This window comes from Lentihominibacter sp. (assembly GCF_046951855.1).
Taxonomy (GTDB): Bacteria; Bacillota; Clostridia; order Peptostreptococcales; family Anaerovoracaceae; genus Lentihominibacter; species Lentihominibacter hominis.
Genome location: NZ_JBKTXS010000006.1, coordinates 1 through 19,942 on the forward strand (window position 1 = coordinate 1; position 19,942 = coordinate 19,942).

Below are 19,942 nucleotides of genomic sequence, written 5' to 3' on the forward strand. Positions count from 1 at the left end.
ACTGACTGCTGTTGTCAACAACGATAACACCTTTGGAAGCTGCTATGGGAGCAAATTTCTCGCTTGTGGAACCGCCTGCTGAAAAGAGAGCAATATCTATAGGCTTATCAAAGGAATGTTCTGTGAGTTCTTCGATTATGTATTCTTTACCTTTGAAGGTCAATTTTTTGCCTGCAGATTTGGCCGATGCCATCATGTAAATGTTTTCGAAAGGAAAATCTCTTTCCTCCAAAACTTTTAAAAATGTGGAACCGACTACTCCTGTAGCACCCACGACTGCAATATTTGGTTTTCTGTTCATAAATAATGACCTCCTAAATTTATTGTTAATTTTATTATATTCATAAACATTTCAGCGGTTAATCTTAAAAACGCTTTGTCATTAATTATACTACCGAAAGTGTGCAGATGTAAAGGGTTAAGACAAGATTTTGTCGCAATTTCTGTGCTGATTAAATAAAAATACATATTATTTGATATACTGTTGTGGTATAATTAACAAGTTGACTAAAATGCCTTACGGCATAATTGAATATACATGAGAAAAGGCAGGGAGGATTAAATCATGACGTACATTCAAGGGATAATTTTGGGACTGGCACAAGGACTTTCTGAGTTTTTGCCTATAAGCAGCTCAGGACATTTAGCACTTTTACAGTATTTCTTTGGAATAAGCTCTGAAAATGTGCTTCCATTTGCAGTATTGCTTCATTTAGGGACGCTTATATCGGTTTTCATCGTGTACTGGAAGGATATTGTAGCTCTTGTAAAAGAACTTGGTGCGGTGATTAAGGATATATTTACAGGAAAAGGCTTGAGAATAAATGCTAATCCTACGAGAAGACTTGGTTTCATGATAATTGTAGCAACGATACCTACAGCTATCATCGGGCTGCTTTTCAATGATCTGTTTAATGCCATGTATCTGTCACTTATTGCCATAGGTATAGGACTTCTTATAACCGGTACGATACTTGTCATAGCGGAGAGAATGGGAAGGAACAGTAAAGGTATTAAAGAGATGAAATTCAGGAATGCCTTTTTTGTAGGTCTTATGCAGGGTGTAGCTATATGTCCGGGGATTTCAAGATCAGGATCGACTCTTTTCGGAGGTTTAATTTCAGGTCTTAACAGGGAATTTGCTGTCAAATTTGCTTTTCTTATTTCTATTCCGTCTATACTTGGATCTGTAATAGTAGAAGCGCCGGATGCTTTTAAAGCAGGAATGGATATGTCGTTTATTGGACCTGTTGTGGTTGGTGTGCTGGTTTCGGCATTATCAGGGCTGTTTGCCATTAAAGCTATGATAAAGCTTGTTTCCAATAAAAATCTTATGGGTTTTTCTGTTTACACATGGGCGCTTGGTATAGCAGTGATAGTTTACGCTTTGATTTTTGTGTAGATGATAGAAGTTTATTTATTAGAGGTAAACAATGAAGGAGAAGAGAAAAAAGTCGGAAAAGCCTTCTGGCAGCAGGAATAGAAACAGCAGTAAAAATTCAGGAAGAAAAATAGCATCATCTTCATCATCCAGAGTGAAAGCTCAGTCTGTAAAACCTGAAGCAAAGAAACTCGACAGCAGTGTAAGGGATGAGATTGTAGCTATAATTTTAATTGCCATAGGTGTTTTTTTTATAATAGCGTTTCAAACTGAGGCTGCCGGAACAATAGGTTTATCTTTATCACATTTTTTTAAAGGAATGTTTGGATTTGCTGCATATATACTGCCGTATTATTTTATAATATACGGCGTTTTGTTGTTTATGAGAAAAACTATACATGTAGGAATAAAATCAGCAGTATTGCTGCTTATAATATTTTTGATGATTTCTCTGATGAATTCAGGAAGATTTATTAATGATACAGTTTTAAATCAGAGGTTTTGGAATATTCCGGTATATTATAACAATGGCATGGCTCTTGATGACGGAGGGGCCTTCGGAATGATGACTGGGAAATTAATCGTTAAACTGATTGGTATTCCGGGACTTTATATATTTTCTGTAGTAGCGGTGGTGATATGTCTTCTTATGCTGATGAATACTCCGGTATCACGTTTTCTGGAAAAAGCAAAAGAAAGAAAAGTAAAGCGTGATGAATTCAGAGAAGAACGTGCTGCGGAAAAACAGCGGCAGAGATCAATACATTCTGATGATATGAAGGAACGGACTCCTGCTCACAGTACTGCTGAGGTTTATGCGGCAGCGGAATCTAAAGGATATGGTGATACGGGGATTACTGCACGGCAGAAGAAAATTCTTGGTTATGTACAGGATGAAGATCTTGCTTCAGGAAAAGCAATGGACGGTCTTGATTTTTCACTGGGAGAGGACAGACAAAAAAGCGGTAAGAAAAATAAGAAAAAGATGAAAATTACGCCTGTGGATACTTTTGATATCACGGATCAGGAGTCATCTTATCGATGTGAAGATGATGACGTAAAATCCGAAGGTTTCGGAAGCCCTATTATAGTGGGGGGATTTTCTCCAAAGATGATGGAAGAAAAATTGACAAAGGCGGAAGCAGAGAAGAGTATGTTGCGTGAGGATGATTTCAATATAACAACATCTTCATCTGAAAGTTATAAATTTCCTTCGATAGATCTTCTGACAAAGGCTAAGAAAAAGGGAACTAATCCGGCTGAGGAAGAGAATATTCTAAGAGCTAAGGCTGTAAAACTGGAAAATACTCTTCATAGCTTTAATATAGATGCTCAGGTGACAAATGTTACTCAGGGACCGGCAGTTACAAGATATGAAGTACATCCCAACAGTGGAGTCAAGGTTAAGGGGATTAAAAATCTGGCTGATGATATAGCTCTCAATATGGAGGCCAAAAGTATAAGGATAGAAGCCCCTATACCGGGAAAACCTGCAGTTGGGATTGAAATAGAAAATGACAGGATCAATATGGTTACCATAAGAGAGATCATAGATTCCGCAGTTTTTAAAAAATCCGAATCAAAAATAACTTTTGCTGTAGGAAAGGATATAGCAGGCAAGGCTATTGTTGCTGATTTGAAATCTATGCCGCATCTTCTGATTGCAGGATCTACAGGGTCGGGAAAAAGTGTCTGTATAAATAGTATAATAACAAGTATTTTGTATAAGGCGAAACCTGAAGAGGTTAAACTTGTTCTTATCGATCCTAAGGTCGTGGAGCTGGCCAATTACAACGGAATACCTCATCTGTTAATTCCTGTAGTGACAGAACCGTCGAAAGCCGCCGCTGCTCTTAATTGGGCTGTAGCTGAAATGGATGACAGATATAAGAAGTTTGCCGAAGAAGGCGTAAGAGAATTGGCAAGTTATAATAACACCATGAGAAATAAAGGCGAGGAAGAAAAAGTGATGGCGCAGGTTGTTATTATCATAGATGAGCTGGCAGATCTTATGATGGCAGCGCCTTCGCAGGTAGAAGAGTCGATTTGCAGATTGGCGCAAAAAGCAAGAGCTGCTGGAATGCATTTGATCGTTGCTACTCAGCGACCTTCTGTAGATGTCATTACAGGTGTGATAAAAGCCAACATACCTTCACGTATAGCTTTTGCAGTGTCTTCTCAGTTTGATTCCAGAACTATATTGGATATGTCAGGGGCTGAAAAATTAGTTGGAAAAGGAGATATGCTATTCAATCCTCTTGGCAGCGGTAAGCCGACAAGGGTACAGGGAACTTTTATTTCTGACGAAGAAGTTCATGATGTGATCGAATTTGTAAAAGGACAGGTGGAGAAAGCTGAGTATTCATCTAATGTAATGGATTCTATAGAGCGAGCCAATACACCTGCTGCCGAAAAGAGTGAGCGGGATCTTGAGGATGAACTTTTGCCGGAAGCCATAGAATTGGTGGTGCAGGCACAGCAGGCATCTGTATCCATGCTGCAAAGAAGGTTTAGGATAGGATATAACAGAGCAGCCAGAATAATAGATATGATGGAAGACCGTCAGATAGTAGGTCCGTCAGACGGAAGCAGACCGAGACAGGTATTGATTTCGGAAGAAGATCTGATGAATATGCGAGATAATACAAAGGATTTGGAACAAGAATGAAGTTATATATAGCAACGATGGGATGCCCTAAGAATTTTAATGACTCTGAAGGGATAGAAGGTATATGGGAGGCTGCAGGCATGGAGCTGGCAGATTCCTTAAAGGAAGCCGATGCAATACTGGTAAATACTTGTGGTTTTATAAATGATGCTAAACAGGAATCTATAGACTGTATATTTGATATGGCACGGTTTATAGATGAAGGGGATGAAAGAGGCAAAAAAATCCTGATTGTTTCAGGCTGTCTTTCCCAGCGTTACGGAAAGGAACTTGCCGATGAACTTCCGGAGGTAGATATTTTCCTGGGAGTCAATGATTATGAGCGCCTTCCACAGATTGTGAAGGGATTTAAAAGGGGCGAAAGGCAGCAGATATTCAGTTGCCAGTCCGATGGCTTTGAAGAATTTTCTGCCAGAAAGATAAAGGAGAATCCGTATTCCATGACTTTGAGGATTGCAGAAGGTTGCAATAATTGCTGTACATACTGTGTTATACCTCAGATAAGGGGAAAATACAGAAGCAGACCTATGGAGAATATAGTGGATGAGGCGGAGATTCTGGCCTTAAAGGGGTGTAAAGAGTTAATTCTGATAGCTCAGGACGTGACAGAGTACGGACGTGATATTTACGGAAAATTGATGCTGCCAGAGCTTTTAAGAAAGCTGTGCCGGGTAGAAGGCATAAGATGGATAAGGCTTATGTACTGTTATGAGGACAAGATAACCGATGAACTTATTGATGTAATGGCTTCAGAAGAAAGAATTTGTAATTATATAGATATTCCGCTGCAGCATATCTCAAATGATGTACTTAATGCGATGAATCGATATTCCACAACAGAAAGTATTAAGGATACAATAGGAAGATTAAGGTCAGCTATTCCTGATATACATATAAGGACTACTTTCATCGTCGGATTTCCCGGAGAAAGTGAGAAAGACTTTGAGGAACTTGTAAATTTTGTTGAAGAAACAAAATTTGAGCGTCTGGGTGTATTTGCTTATTCACGTGAGGAAGGTACGGTTGCAGGGAATATGGATAATCAGATAGAAGAGGATGTGAAGTCTGTTCGAGCCGATACTGTAATGAGAAAGCAGCTTGATATTTCCCGAGAAATAAACCAAGCAAAGGTGGGAAATACTATAGAGGTCATGATTGACGAAATGGATAATGAAGGGGCTTATATTGGAAGAACTGTATATGATGCGCCTGAAATAGACAATACCGTTATTTTTAAATCAAATGATAAGCTTAGTCCCGGAGATATGGTTCGGATACATATAACGGATGCTTTTGATTATGATTTGATAGGAGAAAAGGAGGAATAATATGAATTTGCCTAATAAACTTACTATGGGGAGGATATTTGCCATACCTGTATTCATTGTAGTTTTTCTCATGGGATATAAATATGCTGCAGCTATAATTTTTATATTGGCAGCTTTGACGGATATGCTTGACGGGCATATAGCAAGAAAACATAATTTGGTGACTAATTTCGGAAAACTGATGGATCCCCTTGCCGATAAGCTTCTGGTTATGTCAGCTCTCATATGTCTTGTACAGGTTGAATATGTTCCTGGGTGGATGGTGATTTTAATACTGGGAAGAGAATTTATAATAACAGGCATGAGACAAGTAGCAGCGGCTCAGGGAATAGTAATAGCAGCAGGTACTACAGGAAAGATCAAAACTATAACTCAGATGATAGCAATACCTCTTCTTATATTGGAAAACTGGCCTTTTAGCCTTTTGAACTTTAATTTACCTATGGATACTATATTTCTTTGGATAGCTTTGATAATGACTATTGTTTCAGGTATTGAATACATAGCTAAAAATAAAAAATTATTTTCTATGTAGAAATTAGGAAAATTTTTTAGCAGAAAAGAGGTAGTAAAGATGAAAACGGCTATTTTAAGTGTAGGAACAGAGCTGCTTTTCGGCCAGATAACCAATACTAATACAGTATATCTTTCAAATAAACTTAATATGCTGGGATATGATGTCATGTATCATTATACTGTAGGTGATAATCCGGAAAGAGTATTTGATATGATAAACTTAGCTTTTGAGGATTGTGATTTGGTATTGACCACGGGAGGTCTGGGGCCTACACAGGATGATTTGACTAAAGAGGTGGCCTGTGAAGTAATGGGTGATGAACTGGTCCTTGACGATGATGTAATGGAAGAGCTTGTCTCATACTTTAAGAATCTTGGAAGAGAAATGACGGAAAACAACAAGAAACAGGCGATACTGCCGTCCAGAGCTAAAGTGTTCCATAATGATGCAGGAACGGCTCCCGGTTTCGCTTTAGAAAAAGACGGCAAGTATATAATATGTATGCCCGGGCCTCCGAGAGAGATGACAAGGATGTTTGAAAAAAGTGTTATGCCGTTTTTAGAATCGATGTCTGATGATGTCATTTATTATAGGATGATAAGAGCATTTGGTATAGGAGAGTCTCAGCTGGAAACAGAACTTATGGATCTTATAGACGATCAGACTGATCCGACACTTGCAACATATGCAAAAGAGGGAGAATGCTCTCTTAGGATAGCGTCAAAGAAGAAATCACGTCATGAAGCAAAAGAAGCTGTTGATCGTATGCTTGAAACAGTGATAGAAAGGATCGGAGATTATATTTACAGCTGTGATGATGAAGAGCTGGTTGAGGTAGTATGTCAAAAACTTATGAAAAAAGGACTTACATTGTCATCGGCTGAATCATGTACAGGCGGCATGTTTGCTGCGGCAGTCACAGATATACCGGGGATTTCCAGGGTATTTCAGCGGGGCCTTGTAACTTACAGCAATGAAGCTAAAATGGATGAACTTGGAGTCAGAGCTGAGACTTTAGATGAATTTGGTGCTGTAAGTGAAGAAACTGCTGTTGAAATGGCAGAAGGACTGAAGAGGGTAAGCGGTAGTGACATCTGCATATCTGTTACCGGAATAGCAGGCCCTGACGGAGGAAGCAGGGAAAAACCGGTAGGACTTGTGTATATAGGTTTTATTTATGGAGATAAGAAGCTTTGTAAAAAAGTTCTTATGAGAGATGTCAATAGGAAATGGAACAGGCATTATACACTGCTCAGTATGTTAGACATGATAAATAAGAATATATAATAGGGTATGGCTACGATTTTTTTCGCAGCCATGTCTATAGTAAATATACTTAATATATTGACAAAACGCATAATAAAATGTAAAATTATTCCATAAAAATTCGAGATAATTTTCTTGACCTCATGGTAAAAATAGGGTATTATAATTAAAGAACAAACGTTCTTGATTTGGAGGTAATTATATGGCAGCTAAAAATGAAACTAAAAATATGAAGTCGGCCAGTAAGGAAGACAGAGATAAAGCGTTGAATGAAGCTCTTGCACAGATACAGAAACAATTTGGCAAAGGTGCTGTAATGAAACTCGGTGATGACGGTGCCAGAATGAATATAGAGGCTATATCCACAGGCTCAATGAGTCTTGATTTGGCAACTGGAATAGGTGGAGTTCCGAAGGGAAGGATCATTGAAGTATTTGGTCCTGAATCATCAGGTAAAACTACTCTTACGCTTCATATAATTGCCGAGGCGCAGAAACAGGGCGGAAGAGCGGCTTTTATAGATGCTGAGCACGCGCTTGATCCTGAGTATGCGAAAAATCTGGGGGTGGATGTTGATGAACTTCTCGTCTCTCAACCTGATTACGGAGAACAAGCTTTGGAGATAGCTGAAATGCTTGTTAGGAGCGGAGCTGTTGAAATAGTAGTGGTTGACTCCGTTGCAGCGCTTGTTCCAAAACATGAGATAGACGGAGCTATGGGAGATGCTACAGTGGGTATGCAGGCGCGTCTTATGTCACAGGCCCTGAGAAAGTTGGCAGGAGTTATAAATAAAACTAATACTACTATTATATTTATAAACCAGCTTAGGGAGAAAATAGGAGTGATGTTTGGAAATCCGGAGACAACTACAGGCGGTAGAGCTCTCAAATTCTTTTCTTCTATGCGAATAGATGTGAGAAAAGAAGAAAGTATAAAGTCTGGAGATCAGATATTGGGAAACAAGACGAGAGTTAAGATCGTCAAGAATAAAGTTGCCCCGCCTTTTAAACAGGCAGAATTCGATATCATGTACGGTCAGGGCATTTCAAAATCCGGAGATGTTTTGGATTGTGCCGTAGATGCGAAGATCATAGAAAAAGCCGGTTCATGGTATAGTTTCGAAGGAAATCGGATCGGACAGGGAAGAGAAAATGTGAAAAAATATCTTGAAGATAATCCCGATATTATGGATAAAGTTGAAGGAATTCTTCTTGATAATCTCAGAAATGATAGGGATAAAGACACAGATAATGTTGAACAGGATATCCCGGGAATCGATACAGATGATATAATAATCGATGAAGATGGAGTTATCATAGAATAGTAATTACAATAAAGGAGCTGTTGAATGAATTTTCCAAACAGCTCCTTTATTTATATGGTTTTTTACAGTCAGTCTGATCTAACAGATAGTCTATGCTGACATTATAAATCTTCGACAAACGTATCAATATTTCCGTTGGAATGTCATTTTCTCCTGTCTCGTATTTAGAATATCCTGTTTGTGACATGCCTAAGATTTTAGATAATTCCTTTTGTGTCATATCATGATCAGTTCTTAAATCACGGATCCTTCTGTACATTACGTTGTATATCACCTCCATAAAGTCGACATTTTTATCCAAAATTTTACTTTATGATTTTGATTATAGAACATATGATTGTTTCTATAGCGTTTTTAACCTGAAACAGATTAAAAACGATGCAGAATATGTTTCTTCTTTAAAAAATTTATTTGAATTTTTTGCTATTTTTTGAGGGGGGGGGGGTGATTGACTATTGGGTCAAAATACTGTATAGTAATAAATGAATTAACCTGTTTCAGGTTAAAATTTTTATCAATTGTTAACCTGAAACAGGTTAAAATGAGAGTGGGAAATGATTGAATATACGCCCTTTTGGGAGACCATAAAAAAGAAGAATATAAGTACATATAAACTTATAAAAAAATACAGCGTAAGAAGTTCAACTATACACAGGATTCGTCATAACGAACCCTTGAGTACAGTAACGATTGATTTATTATGTGAAATTTTAGATTGTAATGTTGAAGATATTCTTGTATTTAGAAAATAATAGGCGTTTTGATAGGAAGAAAAAGTGAAAACATTATTTGAAATAATAAAAGAACATATTATGTGGCGCGAGCAGATATTGAAATTGGCTAAGGCTGATATAGTAAAAACCTATTCCGGTGCTGCATTGGGATGGGCATGGGCTATTATAAAGCCGACAGTCATGGTTTTAGTATTGTGGTTCGCGTTTTCAATAGGGCTTAGGGCAAACAGAGATATAAACGGATGCCCGTATATCCTTTGGATATTGGCAGGAATGGTACCGTGGTTTTATATGAGTGAAATGATAAGTCAGGGTACGGGGGCGATATTAAAATACAGATATCTTGTTACAAAGATGAAATTTCCTGTATCTACAATACCTACATTCGTAGGGTTGTCTAAGCTGATGATACATTTTTTCATTATCGGCATTATGCTTATTATTTTCATAATTCTGGGACATTTCCCGGGCAAATACATATTGCAATTGCCCATATATTTGTTGCTTATGGTAATATTTTTTACATTCTGGAGTCTGTTTGCTTCTATGCTTTCTGCCATGAGTAAGGATTTTAAAAATCTGGTTCGTTCTTTTGTAACCCCTATATTTTGGCTTTCGGGGATAATGTACGATGTCAACAGTATAGAAGTGGGCTGGATAAAAATCTTAATGCTGTTTAATCCTGTGAGCTATTTTGCATCCGGATACAGAAACACATTCATATATGAGACTTGGATATGGCAAGAAAGGATACCGTTCATATGTTTTATGATAATGCTGCTCGTCATGATCGTCGCAGCTACATGGGCGTACAACAGAACCGTAAAAGAGATACCAGATATTTTGTGAGGCAGAAAAATAAGATGACTGATAAAAATAATGTTATAGTATTGGATCATGTTACAAAAATATATAAATTATTCAAAAATGACAAGAAAAGATTCTTGGCTACATTTATAAAATCTGTGACATATAGAGAAAAACGAGCAATAAATGATGTATCTTTTTCTGTAAAAAAAGGTGAGTCTGTTGCTTTGTTTGGCCGAAACGGCGCAGGAAAATCCACAATACTTAAAATGATAACAGGAGTCTCTTTCCCAACTTACGGAAAGATACATGTGAAAGGAAGGGTAGGAGCACTTTTAGAGCTGACAGCAGGATTTGACCCTGAGTTTTCAGGAAGAGAGAACATCTATCTCAAAGGGCAGCTTACCGGCATGACCAATAAAGAAATAGAAGAAGTTGAAGAGGATATTGTAGAGTTTGCCGAAATAGGTGAATATATAGATCAGCCGCTTCGAACATATTCCAGCGGGATGAAAGCAAGGCTGGGATTTGCAATAAATGTCTGTATAAGGCCTGATATTTTGATAGTAGATGAAGCATTGAGTGTAGGAGATTCAAAATTTCAGAAGAAATGTGTCGATAGGATCAAGAAAATGATAAAAGATTATGGAACGACACTGCTTCTTGTTACGCATTCTACAGCTACAGCAAAGCAGTTCTGTGACAGGGGTATTGTACTCAGGTCAGGGAGAGTACTTTATGACGGAGATATAAGTGATGCCATATACTTGTATAACGAAAGCCTTAAACGGAAGGAAGCAACTAATCTTACAAGGGTAACAAGCGAGAGTGATAACCGCATCAAGCATCCGGTGGAAATGTCACATAAGCATATGATAATTTTGATAATGATATTGACAGTTGTTGTTGTAGGGATGGGGATTGGATTAAGCTTTATGAGGATGTAATTATTAAGTTAAACTGCTGTACAGACGGAGATATGGATAATGGTTAGAGTTTTAACATATGGAACATTTGATTTACTTCATTATGGGCATATTAATTTGTTGAAACGTGCAAAGGAATTAGGTGACTATTTGATAGTTGCGTTATCAACAGATGATTTTAATGAATTAAAAGGAAAAAGGGCATTTCATGATTATGAAACCAGAAAAATCATGTTGGAAGCTGTGAGGTATGTAGACCTTGTAATTCCGGAAAAAAAATGGGAGCAGAAAATAGATGATATCAATACATATAAAGTTGATATATGTGTAATGGGAAGTGATTGGAAAAACAGTGATAAATTTGATTATTTGAAAGATTACTGTGAATTGAAGTTTTTAGATAGAACAGAGGGTATTTCAACGACTAAGATAAAAGAGGAATTAGGATCTGATTGATTCTATAAATAAAAATGAAAATTATCATTATGAGAATAGCGGTAGCCATATTGAATTTAGTCTATTTAGCATTTAAATCATTTAATCTGAAAAAGAAAATAACTATTTTGAGTAGGCAGTCAAATAAAAAGACTATAGATATACGTCTTCTTGAGGAGGCTTTAAAAGAAAGAGATATAGAAACAGTAGTACTTACTAAAAGATTGACAAAGAGTTTTTCTGGTGGAATAAAATATGGATTTCACATGTTGAGACAGATGTATCATATAGCAACCTCTAAAGTAGTAGTAGTGGACGGATATTGCATACTTATATCCATTATAAAGAAAAAAGAAGGTCAGAGAGTGGTTCAAATATGGCATTCACTTGGTGCTATAAAAAAGTTTGGATATCAAACTGTGGGAAAACCAGGAGGAAATAGAGAAGATATAGTAAAGGTTATGAGGCTTTACAGGAACTATGATTATGTTATAGCGCCTAGCCGGGCAACAGCTACCTTTTATAGTGAGGCTTTTGATATAAAAAGGGAAAAAATAAAGTTGCTTGGCTTGCCGAGGATAGATTACATAAACAATAGCGATAAACGCATACAAATGAAAATACTGGAGGATTATCCGAAGCTAAAGGAAAAGGAAAATGTTCTATATGCTCCGACATTCAGGAAGAACAGTAGTTTAGATATAGAAGGATTTTTAGAAAGATTTGATTTCGAAAACTATAATTTAATTATTAGGAAACATTGGCTTGATAGAACCAATTATGAAAATGTATTAAGCAAAGGAGTTGTGATTGCTAAAAATCACGATATTCTTGATTGGATAAAAATATCGGACAAGGTAATAACGGATTATTCAGCGGCAGCATTTGAAGCCTTGCTGATGGATAAGGAGCTATATTTCTATATTCCTGATGTTTATGAATATGAGGAAAATGTAGGCCTTAATGTGGATTTTGTAAAAGAAAGAATCGGAGAATATGTATTTTGCCGTGAAGAACATCTTTTTAGAGCAATGTCAGAGCCATACTGTAGTGAGAATATGAAGCTCTTTTTCAGAAAATACATATCCATAGACTGCAGTAATGTTACAAATAGACTATCAGATTTTTTGGTTTCATTGACGAATGATTTTAAAGGAGAGCATCGTTAGAAATGGGAGTATATAGGATAATCAGAAAAAAAATAAAAAAATGGCTGATAAATTTATCTAAAAAAAACAGTGTTGTACGTACGTTTTTTAGAAGTCTCAGATACATAAAAAATCGATGCAGATATTTGTTATATCACTTTGCTCATGTAAATGATAAGAAAATTATATTTGAATCGTTTATGGGGAGGAGGTATTCTGATAATCCAAGAGCGGTGTATGAGCACATGCTGCAAAATGAAAAATTTAAAGATTTTGAATTTGTATGGGCATTTAAAAATATAGATAAGCATAAAGAATTTGATGTTTTGTATAATAGCCGCACACAAATAGTAAAGTATGGTTCAAGATCTTATTACAGAGCTTATGGAACAAGCAAATATTGGGTAAGTAATTCGCGTATTCCCGAGGCAATATATAGAAAAGCAAGTCAGGTATATTTGCAGTGTTGGCACGGTACTCCTCTTAAAAAACTGGGATATGATATAAATGTAGAAGGAAAAAATGCACTTAACTCAAACAAGGATATAAGAAAAAAATATAAAGCGGATGCAGAAAGATATTCATATATGACATCGTCATCAAGGTTCTGTACAGAGAAATTTATATCCGCTTTTAATCTTGAAGCTTGGGGAAAACAAAATGTGATTATTGAAGAAGGGTTTCCACGTAATGATGTTTTGTCAAATTACAGGCAGGAAGACATAAGAAAAATAAAAGAAAAGCTCGGAATAGCGGAAGATAAAAAAGTTATTTTATATGCTCCCACATGGAGAGATAATCAGCATGACAGCAGTAAGGGATATGTATATACAAATGAGCTTGATTTTGGCGTAATGCAAAGAGAATTATCTGAATCATATGTCGTGTTGTTTAGGGCGCATTATTTTGTAGCTAATAATTTCGATTTTGAAAAATATTCTGGATTTGTTTACGATGCTTCATATTACGAAGATATAAATGATTTGTATATAGTATCGGACATGCTTGTTACAGATTATTCAAGTGTGTTCTTTGATTATGCAGTACTCAGAAAACCGATAATTTTCTTTATGTATGATCTGGAAGAATATGCTGAACAAATAAGAGGATTTTATTTGTCACTGGATGAACTACCAGGGAATATATGTACAAATGAAGAGCAGCTCTTAGATGAAATTAAAAGTGGAGGGAGTATCCTTCATTCCAGATATGATAATTTTAATAAGGAATATAACTATCTGGATGACGGACAGGCAACAAAGAGAGTTGTGGAGAAAGTGTTTTTGTAAGCTAAGAGAACACAGCTTTAATGATAAATGAATTGGCGTGTAAGACGTTAAAGTTATGAAGGAAGAGGAGAATGCTATGCAAGCAATAATTTTAGCCGCTGGAATGGGGAAACGATTAAAGAATTTAACTCAGAATAATACTAAGTGTATGGTAGAAGTTAATGGAGTTACACTAATTGATCGAATGTTGCATCAAATTGAAAAATGTAATGTTTCGCGTATAGTTATCGTGGTTGGGTATGAACGTAAAAAACTTATTGACTACATAGACACGTTAAATATATCTATTCCCATTATATATGTTAAAAATGAAATATATAATAAAACCAACAACATATATTCATTAGCATTGGCGAAGAAATATTTGTGTGAAGAAGATACTCTATTATTTGAGTCAGATCTTATATTTGAAGACTCAGTATTGGAAAAGCTGTTACAAGACCCGCGAGAATCATTAGCTTTAGTTGATAAATATGAAAGCTGGATGGATGGCACATGTGTAAAGTTAGCAGAGGATGATACTATTGAGGCCTTTGTACCAGGTACAAAGCACAAGTTTGAAGATAGAAATGAATATTATAAAACTGTTAATATATATAAATTTGGAAGAGAATTTTCAAGAAACTATTATGTACCGTTTCTTGATGCCTATTCCAAAGCTTTAGGAAATAATGAGTATTACGAACAAGTTCTCAGGGTCATTACTATGTTAGATGAGCCTGTAATTAAGGCAAAACGGTTAGATGGTGAAGCATGGTATGAGATTGATGATATTCAAGATTTAGATATTGCATCCTCTATTTTTATGCCGGATGCAGAGGAGAAAGTAGGTCTTTTGCAAAGCAGATATGGTGGGTATTGGCGATATCCTAAGCTTATTGATTTTTCATATCTGGTAAATCCATATTTTCCACCACAAAAGATGATGGATGAGTTGAAAGTAAACTTTGAAAAACTATTAACACAATATCCATCAGGAATGCGTGTTAATTCGTTGTTAGCCTCTAAAAATTTTGATGTACCACAGAAAAATATAGTAGTAGGCAATGGAGCAGCTGAACTTATAAAAGCTTTAATGGAAAAATTAGAAGGTGTAACCGGAATAATAAAGCCTACGTTTGAGGAATACCCCAATAGATACAATGAAAACGATACGGTTGTTTTTGAACCTTCCACTGATGACTTTTCATATAGTGCAGATGATATTATAAGTTACTTTGACTCTGCAAAAATTGACAATTTAATTTTAATAAATCCCGATAATCCATCGGGAAATTATATCCCTAAAATGGATGTTGTGAGATTGATAGGATGGGCTAAGAATAAGGGTGTTAAATTTATTTTAGATGAATCCTTTGTTGATTTTACAGACGAAGAAGATAGTTCATTAATAAAAACAGAAATACTTTTGAATAATCCCCATTTATTTATTATGAAAAGTATTTCCAAGTCATATGGCGTGCCTGGACTTAGATTGGGAATACTGGCATCCGGCAACAGTCAATATATAGATGAAATAAAAAAACAGGTTGCTATTTGGAACATAAATTCATTTGCTGAGTTTTATATGCAAATTGAAGAAAAATATAAGAAAGATTATTCTTTGGGACTTATAAAGTTTAAGAAAGAACGTAAACGATTTGAAAAAGAATTAGCTAAAATACCTGATATTAGAATTATACCATCACAAGCTAATTATGTAATGGTAGAGTTTTTAGGTGAATATTCCGCAAAAAAAATTACAGAAGTATTGTTATTTAAATATGGGTTATTCATAAAGGATTTAACTTCAAAATTAGAAAAAAGCGGTAGGGAATTTGTAAGAATAGCAATAAGAAATACTGATGATAATAATAAGATTATAGAATCATTAAAACAAGAAATTCAATAATATGAAAATTGAAGAAGTAATCAAAAAATTAAAAAACGAAATAGACGATATATGTACAAAGAATGAAATAGAGTATTTGCTGCCGGAAGAAGTGGATTTGAAAATTAACAATAGTGCAAATATATTTATGACAGCAATGAATTTGAAAAAATTCATTCAATATTTCAATAAGTCTGAACGAGAAAATAGGATTCTTGAGTGGATGGGAAATAGTGAAAATTTCCCAGGGCTATTTGTAAGATATATAGATACTACAACTGTACTCTATACTCCAGATAGACTTATTTATGAAAAACATTTAGGTATCTGTGTTACTATACAGCTTTTAAGACCTAAAAACATAAAAATTATATATTATAAAACTTTTGAGAATACATATGAGAATATAATAAGAGGCAAAAATACAAGAGGAAAAAAGCTGGAACCGCTTTTAAGAAAAAAGTTTTTGAAGCAAATTGAGACCAGGGGTAAAGCAAAAGCGATTAAAGAGACAGCATATAAGTTGATTGAAAAATATGCAAAGGATGACAAATGTAAAGAATATTGGATTAAAAATGATAGTTTAGCAAATCTTGAAATCACTGAGTTTAGAGAAAACAGTGAATATTATTTCTGTGATACTGCTCTTTCATATAAAGAGTTAAAGCTTGAACGGTATTCTGCATTGTTGGGGCGTATTTCTCAAGACGAGGAAAAATTAAAAAAAAGAATGAAGAAATATAGGGAGAAGAAAAAAGAACTGGTCAATAGTATTTTCCGATTATATTACAGATATTATTTTTGTCTTGAGCTTGATGAAAATTTTGAAAAAATAGAACAGCTGTATGACGAAAATAAATTAGATGAATTAAATAATATTATACAGCCATATATCTTCGCATCTAAAAAATACGGATATATATATATAAGCGAGAGGGTAAATTCGTTGATTCAAAGAATTTATGGAAAAAATCTTGAAAAGAATCGTGGGAATTTTTCCGAAAATGAAAATAATGAAATTGCAATATACAGCTATAAAGGTGACTATATAAAAACATTGGGAGGTCAAAATAATGAATAGCCTCCAGAAAAATTTATTTGAGTTACTCTGTGAGTTTGATAGTATATGCAGAAGAAACGATATTGTGTACTATCTAAGCGGAGGAACACTCCTTGGGGCATTAAGACATGAGGGGTTTATTCCGTGGGACGATGATATAGATATTAATATTACTTACAGTGAATATAAGAAACTGGAAAAAGTTATTGATGGGGAGATTCAAGAAGGAAGAGCTTTGGTTAGTAAAGAGCGATATAAAGAATATTGTTCTCCTATACCAAGATATATGAGGTTGGATGCATCTCTTATAAGAAGAAATCATTTAGGTGACGGAACACCACATGGAGTGTTTTTAGATATCATTATTTTGGATAATATGCCAAAGGATAAGGAGCTTTGGTATATGTGGCGTAAGAAACACTATGTATATTGTGAATTGTTGGAACCGTATTATATTATTGCAGCAAGACACAGTAACTGGAAAGATATAGATATAGATTTATATAGGGAATACCAGAAAAAATGTAAAGAAAAAGGAAAAGGAACAGTATTAAAAGAGCTTGAAGAGGAGCTATTTGAAAACGTTGAAAGTAATGCAGATTATTATTGTATGAGATTTGGAACTGTGTGGCTTGGAATAACACCGACAGAATGGTATGGCAGAGGCAGAACTGCGATATTTGAGGAGAAAAAGTTTCCGATTCCTAAGAAAGCTGAAATGGAGATGTATTCTTTTTATGGACAAGAATGGAAGTATATACCTGATAAGAAAACAGAACATACAACTTTAAAACTTACAGAGATAGAATGTGGCAATTTCGAAAGAGAGTTTTTTAGAAATATATCAAAACAGGAGTTTAATGAGATTTTCTTTAAATACAATGATATGGCAATAGATAAATACTGGTTGAAGATAAATACTTACTTCGATAAGCATCGACCATATATGTCATATATTATTTGTAAGATAAAAAAGCAGATAAACATATATGGTTATGATGATATTTACAACAATCTAAACTTGTGTTTGGAAATATTTGATGAATACATCAAATTACAATTTAGTTGCGAATTTATTTTTAATGAATATTATATAGCTTTAGAAGATGATTTAATGATTTTACTGGCTGAGGCACTGTTAAAGATTGGTAAGGTAGACAATCTAAAAGCTCTTTTGGAGGTTAAGAAAAAAGCAGAAGGTGGACTTTCTCGGGAGCTTGAGAAAAAGCTTGTTGTTGCAGATGAGTTTATTCGTATGTTAAATCTGATTAATTTGAAAGAGTACAGGTCTGCTGAGGAGATAGCTAATAGATATTTTCCTCAGTATGAAGATAATTTGATTTTGATAAAAGCAAAATTAGAAATAGATATCGTTAATGCCCAGATAATGTCACAATATGAAGAGATTTTAAAATATGCACAAAAAGCTCTGAACAAAAATCCTGATGATGGGGAAATTATGAAATATACAGCAGATGCCTATTATGGATATGGTGAAATAGAGAAAGCAAGACAGTTATATGAAAGAGCCAGGGAGAATACCAATAATGGTATGTTGCTTCTTGAATTGTCAAAGATAGAACAGTTAATTAATAAATAATGAAGTTAAAGGAGAGCGTTAGAAGAACTATGTATACCAGTATTGTTGATTACTTAGATAAAACAGCAGATTTATATCCTGAAAAAAGTGCGGTTGTTGATGGGAATGAACGTTATACATTTGCTGAATTGAGAGAACAGGCAAAAAAAGTTGCAGCTGGAATAGTTGACATCGTTAGAGAAATGCGTAATGTTCCTATTGCAGTGTATTTAGACAAATCAAAAGAAACTGTTGTTGCAGATATAGGAATTTCTTACAGCAGTTGTTTTTTTATGAATTTAGATATTAAAACACCTGAGGATAGAATAAAAGCTATTTTGGAGCATATAGAGCCAAAAGCAATAATAGTTGATAAAAATAATAGCAAACAGATAGAAGAAATATTGCGTGATTTAAATTGCAATATTAATATATTGCTTCTGGAGTCTATACAGGAACGAGATGTATATCCTGAAGAAGAAAGAAATATATATAACCGACTTGAGATGCAGATTGATACAGATCCTTCATGCATTATAAATACTTCAGGGTCAACGGGGGTGCCTAAGGGCGTCATTTTAAATCATAAAAGCTTCTTTGATTTTCTGGATTGGTCTACTGAAACTTTCAAACTTGATGAGAAAACTATAATGGGAAGCTTATCGCCAAGTGTTTTTGATATTTTTGTTTATGAATTATGGCTTATGGCAGCAAAAGGAGCAGAAATAGTTGTTCTGAACAGCAATATGGCCATGTTTCCGGCAAAGTTATTGCAACAGATGAAAATGGAAAAAGTGAATTTTATTTTCTGGGTGCCATCGATAATGGTGAATATTGCGAATATGGATTTACTGACAAAGATTCAGTTAACGGACTTAAGGTTAGTATGGTTTGCAGGAGAGGTTTTCCCGACAAAGCAGTTTAATTATTGGAGAAGGAACTTACCAAATACAGAATTTGCAAATCTCTACGGTCCTATAGAGATTACGTTGGATTGTACGTATTATATTGTAAAGCGTAATTTTGATGATAGTGAACCGCTTCCCATAGGATATCCTTGCAAGAATACCGATATTCTGATATTAAATGAAGACGATAAGCTGTGTAGGCAGGGTGAAGAAGGCGAGTTGTGTGTAAGAGGTACCTCACTGGCGATGGGATATTATAAAAACCTGGATAAAACATCGCAGGTATTCGTACAGAATCCATTAAATACAAATTATCCGGAGATTATATATCGTACAGGAGATATGGTTTATATAAATGAGTTGGGGGAAATTGTTTTTAAAGGAAGAAAAGATAGTTTAATAAAGCACATGGGATATCGTATAGAATTAGGAGAAATTGAACATGCAGTAATAAATAAATTAAAGTTAGTTGAGTATTGTTGTGTTGTATATAACAAAAAGAAGAAAGAAATTACAATGTTTTATGAATCACCTGAAAAAATAGAACCAGGTGAATTCAGAAGAAAACTTATTGCATTGTTCCCTAAATACATGATACCCGTTATTTATATACAGAAGGAACTTTTGCCCCGTAATACAAATGGGAAAATAGACCGCCAAAGACTTAGTGAAGAAGTAAATAATTAAAATATTTAAAATGCA

17 protein-coding genes and 1 pseudogene are annotated in these 19,942 nt (G+C 35.0%); 16 read left to right on the forward strand and 2 right to left on the reverse strand.

Annotation, left to right across the window (positions count from 1 at the left end; translation table 11 throughout):
• A pseudogene (locus ACLR96_RS02615) lies at positions 1–301 on the reverse strand (aspartate-semialdehyde dehydrogenase); the annotation flags it as partial.
• A 264-nt stretch (positions 302–565) separates the two neighbouring features.
• Between ACLR96_RS02615 and ACLR96_RS02620 the strand changes: the two are divergent.
• The 6 genes from ACLR96_RS02620 (at position 566) to recA (ending at position 8,484) form a co-directional block, all read left to right on the forward strand.
• Positions 566–1,402: an undecaprenyl-diphosphate phosphatase gene (locus ACLR96_RS02620; protein WP_177270737.1), complete on the forward strand. Its 837-nt coding sequence runs from the start codon at positions 566–568 to the stop codon at positions 1,400–1,402.
• A gap of 31 nt (positions 1,403–1,433) precedes the next feature.
• Complete coding sequence (locus ACLR96_RS02625; protein ID WP_412265107.1) at positions 1,434–4,049, forward strand: DNA translocase FtsK 4TM domain-containing protein; 2,616 nt, start codon at positions 1,434–1,436, stop codon at positions 4,047–4,049.
• Entirely contained in the window at positions 4,046–5,377 is a 1,332-nt protein-coding gene (rimO, locus tag ACLR96_RS02630) for a 30S ribosomal protein S12 methylthiotransferase RimO (protein ID WP_177270738.1), read from the forward strand. The genes ACLR96_RS02625 and rimO overlap by 4 nt, the downstream gene beginning before the upstream one ends.
• A gap of 1 nt (position 5,378) precedes the next feature.
• On the forward strand, positions 5,379–5,912 hold the full coding sequence (gene pgsA / locus ACLR96_RS02635) for a CDP-diacylglycerol--glycerol-3-phosphate 3-phosphatidyltransferase (RefSeq protein ID WP_177270739.1): 534 nt from the start codon (positions 5,379–5,381) through the stop codon (positions 5,910–5,912).
• Between the two features lie 39 nt (positions 5,913–5,951).
• Positions 5,952–7,181, forward strand: coding sequence for a competence/damage-inducible protein A (locus ACLR96_RS02640; RefSeq protein WP_177270740.1), 1,230 nt, complete (start codon positions 5,952–5,954; stop codon positions 7,179–7,181).
• 181 nt (positions 7,182–7,362) lie between these two features.
• Positions 7,363–8,484 (forward strand): recombinase RecA, encoded by a 1,122-nt coding sequence (gene recA, locus ACLR96_RS02645; RefSeq protein WP_412265108.1) that lies wholly within the window; start codon positions 7,363–7,365, stop codon positions 8,482–8,484.
• A gap of 46 nt (positions 8,485–8,530) precedes the next feature.
• Here the strand turns inward: recA and ACLR96_RS02650 are convergent, their stop codons facing one another.
• On the reverse strand, positions 8,531–8,743 hold the full coding sequence (locus tag ACLR96_RS02650; protein WP_177270742.1) for a helix-turn-helix domain-containing protein: 213 nt from the start codon (positions 8,741–8,743) through the stop codon (positions 8,531–8,533).
• Positions 8,744–9,038: 295 nt separating this feature from the next.
• On the opposite strand from ACLR96_RS02650, the gene ACLR96_RS02655 reads away from it, so the two are divergent.
• From ACLR96_RS02655 to ACLR96_RS02700, 10 genes are all read left to right on the forward strand, one after another.
• Positions 9,039–9,236 carry a helix-turn-helix domain-containing protein gene (locus ACLR96_RS02655; RefSeq protein ID WP_177270743.1) on the forward strand — a complete coding sequence of 66 codons (198 nt, stop codon included), beginning with the start codon at positions 9,039–9,041 and terminating at the stop codon, positions 9,234–9,236.
• Between the two features lie 24 nt (positions 9,237–9,260).
• Entirely contained in the window at positions 9,261–10,067 is an 807-nt protein-coding gene (locus ACLR96_RS02660) for an ABC transporter permease (RefSeq protein ID WP_177270744.1), read from the forward strand.
• Positions 9,956–10,972, forward strand: a complete 1,017-nt coding sequence (locus ACLR96_RS02665; RefSeq protein WP_412265109.1) for an ABC transporter ATP-binding protein — start codon at positions 9,956–9,958, stop codon at positions 10,970–10,972. Before ACLR96_RS02660 ends, ACLR96_RS02665 begins: the two co-directional genes overlap by 112 nt.
• Positions 10,973–11,011: 39 nt before the next feature.
• Positions 11,012–11,407, forward strand: a complete 396-nt coding sequence (gene tagD / locus ACLR96_RS02670) for a glycerol-3-phosphate cytidylyltransferase (RefSeq protein WP_177270745.1) — start codon at positions 11,012–11,014, stop codon at positions 11,405–11,407.
• A gap of 29 nt (positions 11,408–11,436) precedes the next feature.
• Positions 11,437–12,555, forward strand: coding sequence for a CDP-glycerol glycerophosphotransferase family protein (locus ACLR96_RS02675; RefSeq protein WP_412265110.1), 1,119 nt, complete (start codon positions 11,437–11,439; stop codon positions 12,553–12,555).
• Between the two features lie 2 nt (positions 12,556–12,557).
• A complete protein-coding gene (locus tag ACLR96_RS02680; RefSeq protein WP_177269085.1) occupies positions 12,558–13,823 on the forward strand; it encodes a CDP-glycerol glycerophosphotransferase family protein in 1,266 nt (421 codons plus the stop codon).
• Positions 13,824–13,899: 76 nt separating this feature from the next.
• Positions 13,900–15,714, forward strand: a complete 1,815-nt coding sequence (locus tag ACLR96_RS02685) for an aminotransferase class I/II-fold pyridoxal phosphate-dependent enzyme (protein WP_177269083.1) — start codon at positions 13,900–13,902, stop codon at positions 15,712–15,714.
• 1 nt (position 15,715) lies between these two features.
• A complete protein-coding gene (locus ACLR96_RS02690; RefSeq protein ID WP_177269081.1) occupies positions 15,716–16,774 on the forward strand; it encodes a hypothetical protein in 1,059 nt (352 codons plus the stop codon).
• Positions 16,767–18,353, forward strand: coding sequence for a LicD family protein (locus tag ACLR96_RS02695; RefSeq protein WP_177269079.1), 1,587 nt, complete (start codon positions 16,767–16,769; stop codon positions 18,351–18,353). Before ACLR96_RS02690 ends, ACLR96_RS02695 begins: the two co-directional genes overlap by 8 nt.
• A gap of 29 nt (positions 18,354–18,382) precedes the next feature.
• On the forward strand, positions 18,383–19,927 hold the full coding sequence (locus ACLR96_RS02700) for an AMP-binding protein (RefSeq protein ID WP_177269077.1): 1,545 nt from the start codon (positions 18,383–18,385) through the stop codon (positions 19,925–19,927).
• Positions 19,928–19,942 lie beyond the last annotated feature (15 nt).

Excerpts from the sequence above, each read along its gene's own strand:
- ACLR96_RS02640 (WP_177270740.1), top strand. The coding sequence starts at position 5,952 with ATGAAAACGGCTATTTTAAGTGTAGGAACAGAGCTGCTTTTCGGCCAG.
- ACLR96_RS02690 (WP_177269081.1), top strand. The coding sequence starts at position 15,716 with ATGAAAATTGAAGAAGTAATCAAAAAATTAAAAAACGAAATAGACGAT.
- ACLR96_RS02685 (WP_177269083.1), top strand. The coding sequence starts at position 13,900 with ATGCAAGCAATAATTTTAGCCGCTGGAATGGGGAAACGATTAAAGAAT.
- ACLR96_RS02620 (WP_177270737.1), top strand. The coding sequence starts at position 566 with ATGACGTACATTCAAGGGATAATTTTGGGACTGGCACAAGGACTTTCT.
- pgsA (WP_177270739.1), top strand. The coding sequence starts at position 5,379 with ATGAATTTGCCTAATAAACTTACTATGGGGAGGATATTTGCCATACCT.
- ACLR96_RS02700 (WP_177269077.1), top strand. The coding sequence starts at position 18,383 with ATGTATACCAGTATTGTTGATTACTTAGATAAAACAGCAGATTTATAT.
- ACLR96_RS02675 (WP_412265110.1), top strand. The coding sequence starts at position 11,437 with ATGAGAATAGCGGTAGCCATATTGAATTTAGTCTATTTAGCATTTAAA.
- ACLR96_RS02655 (WP_177270743.1), top strand. The coding sequence starts at position 9,039 with ATGATTGAATATACGCCCTTTTGGGAGACCATAAAAAAGAAGAATATA.
- ACLR96_RS02650 (WP_177270742.1), bottom strand. The coding sequence starts at position 8,743 with ATGTACAGAAGGATCCGTGATTTAAGAACTGATCATGATATGACACAA.
- ACLR96_RS02665 (WP_412265109.1), top strand. The coding sequence starts at position 9,956 with ATGGCAAGAAAGGATACCGTTCATATGTTTTATGATAATGCTGCTCGT.
- ACLR96_RS02625 (WP_412265107.1), top strand. The coding sequence starts at position 1,434 with ATGAAGGAGAAGAGAAAAAAGTCGGAAAAGCCTTCTGGCAGCAGGAAT.
- recA (WP_412265108.1), top strand. The coding sequence starts at position 7,363 with ATGGCAGCTAAAAATGAAACTAAAAATATGAAGTCGGCCAGTAAGGAA.
- tagD (WP_177270745.1), top strand. The coding sequence starts at position 11,012 with ATGGTTAGAGTTTTAACATATGGAACATTTGATTTACTTCATTATGGG.
- rimO (WP_177270738.1), top strand. The coding sequence starts at position 4,046 with ATGAAGTTATATATAGCAACGATGGGATGCCCTAAGAATTTTAATGAC.
- ACLR96_RS02680 (WP_177269085.1), top strand. The coding sequence starts at position 12,558 with ATGGGAGTATATAGGATAATCAGAAAAAAAATAAAAAAATGGCTGATA.
- ACLR96_RS02695 (WP_177269079.1), top strand. The coding sequence starts at position 16,767 with ATGAATAGCCTCCAGAAAAATTTATTTGAGTTACTCTGTGAGTTTGAT.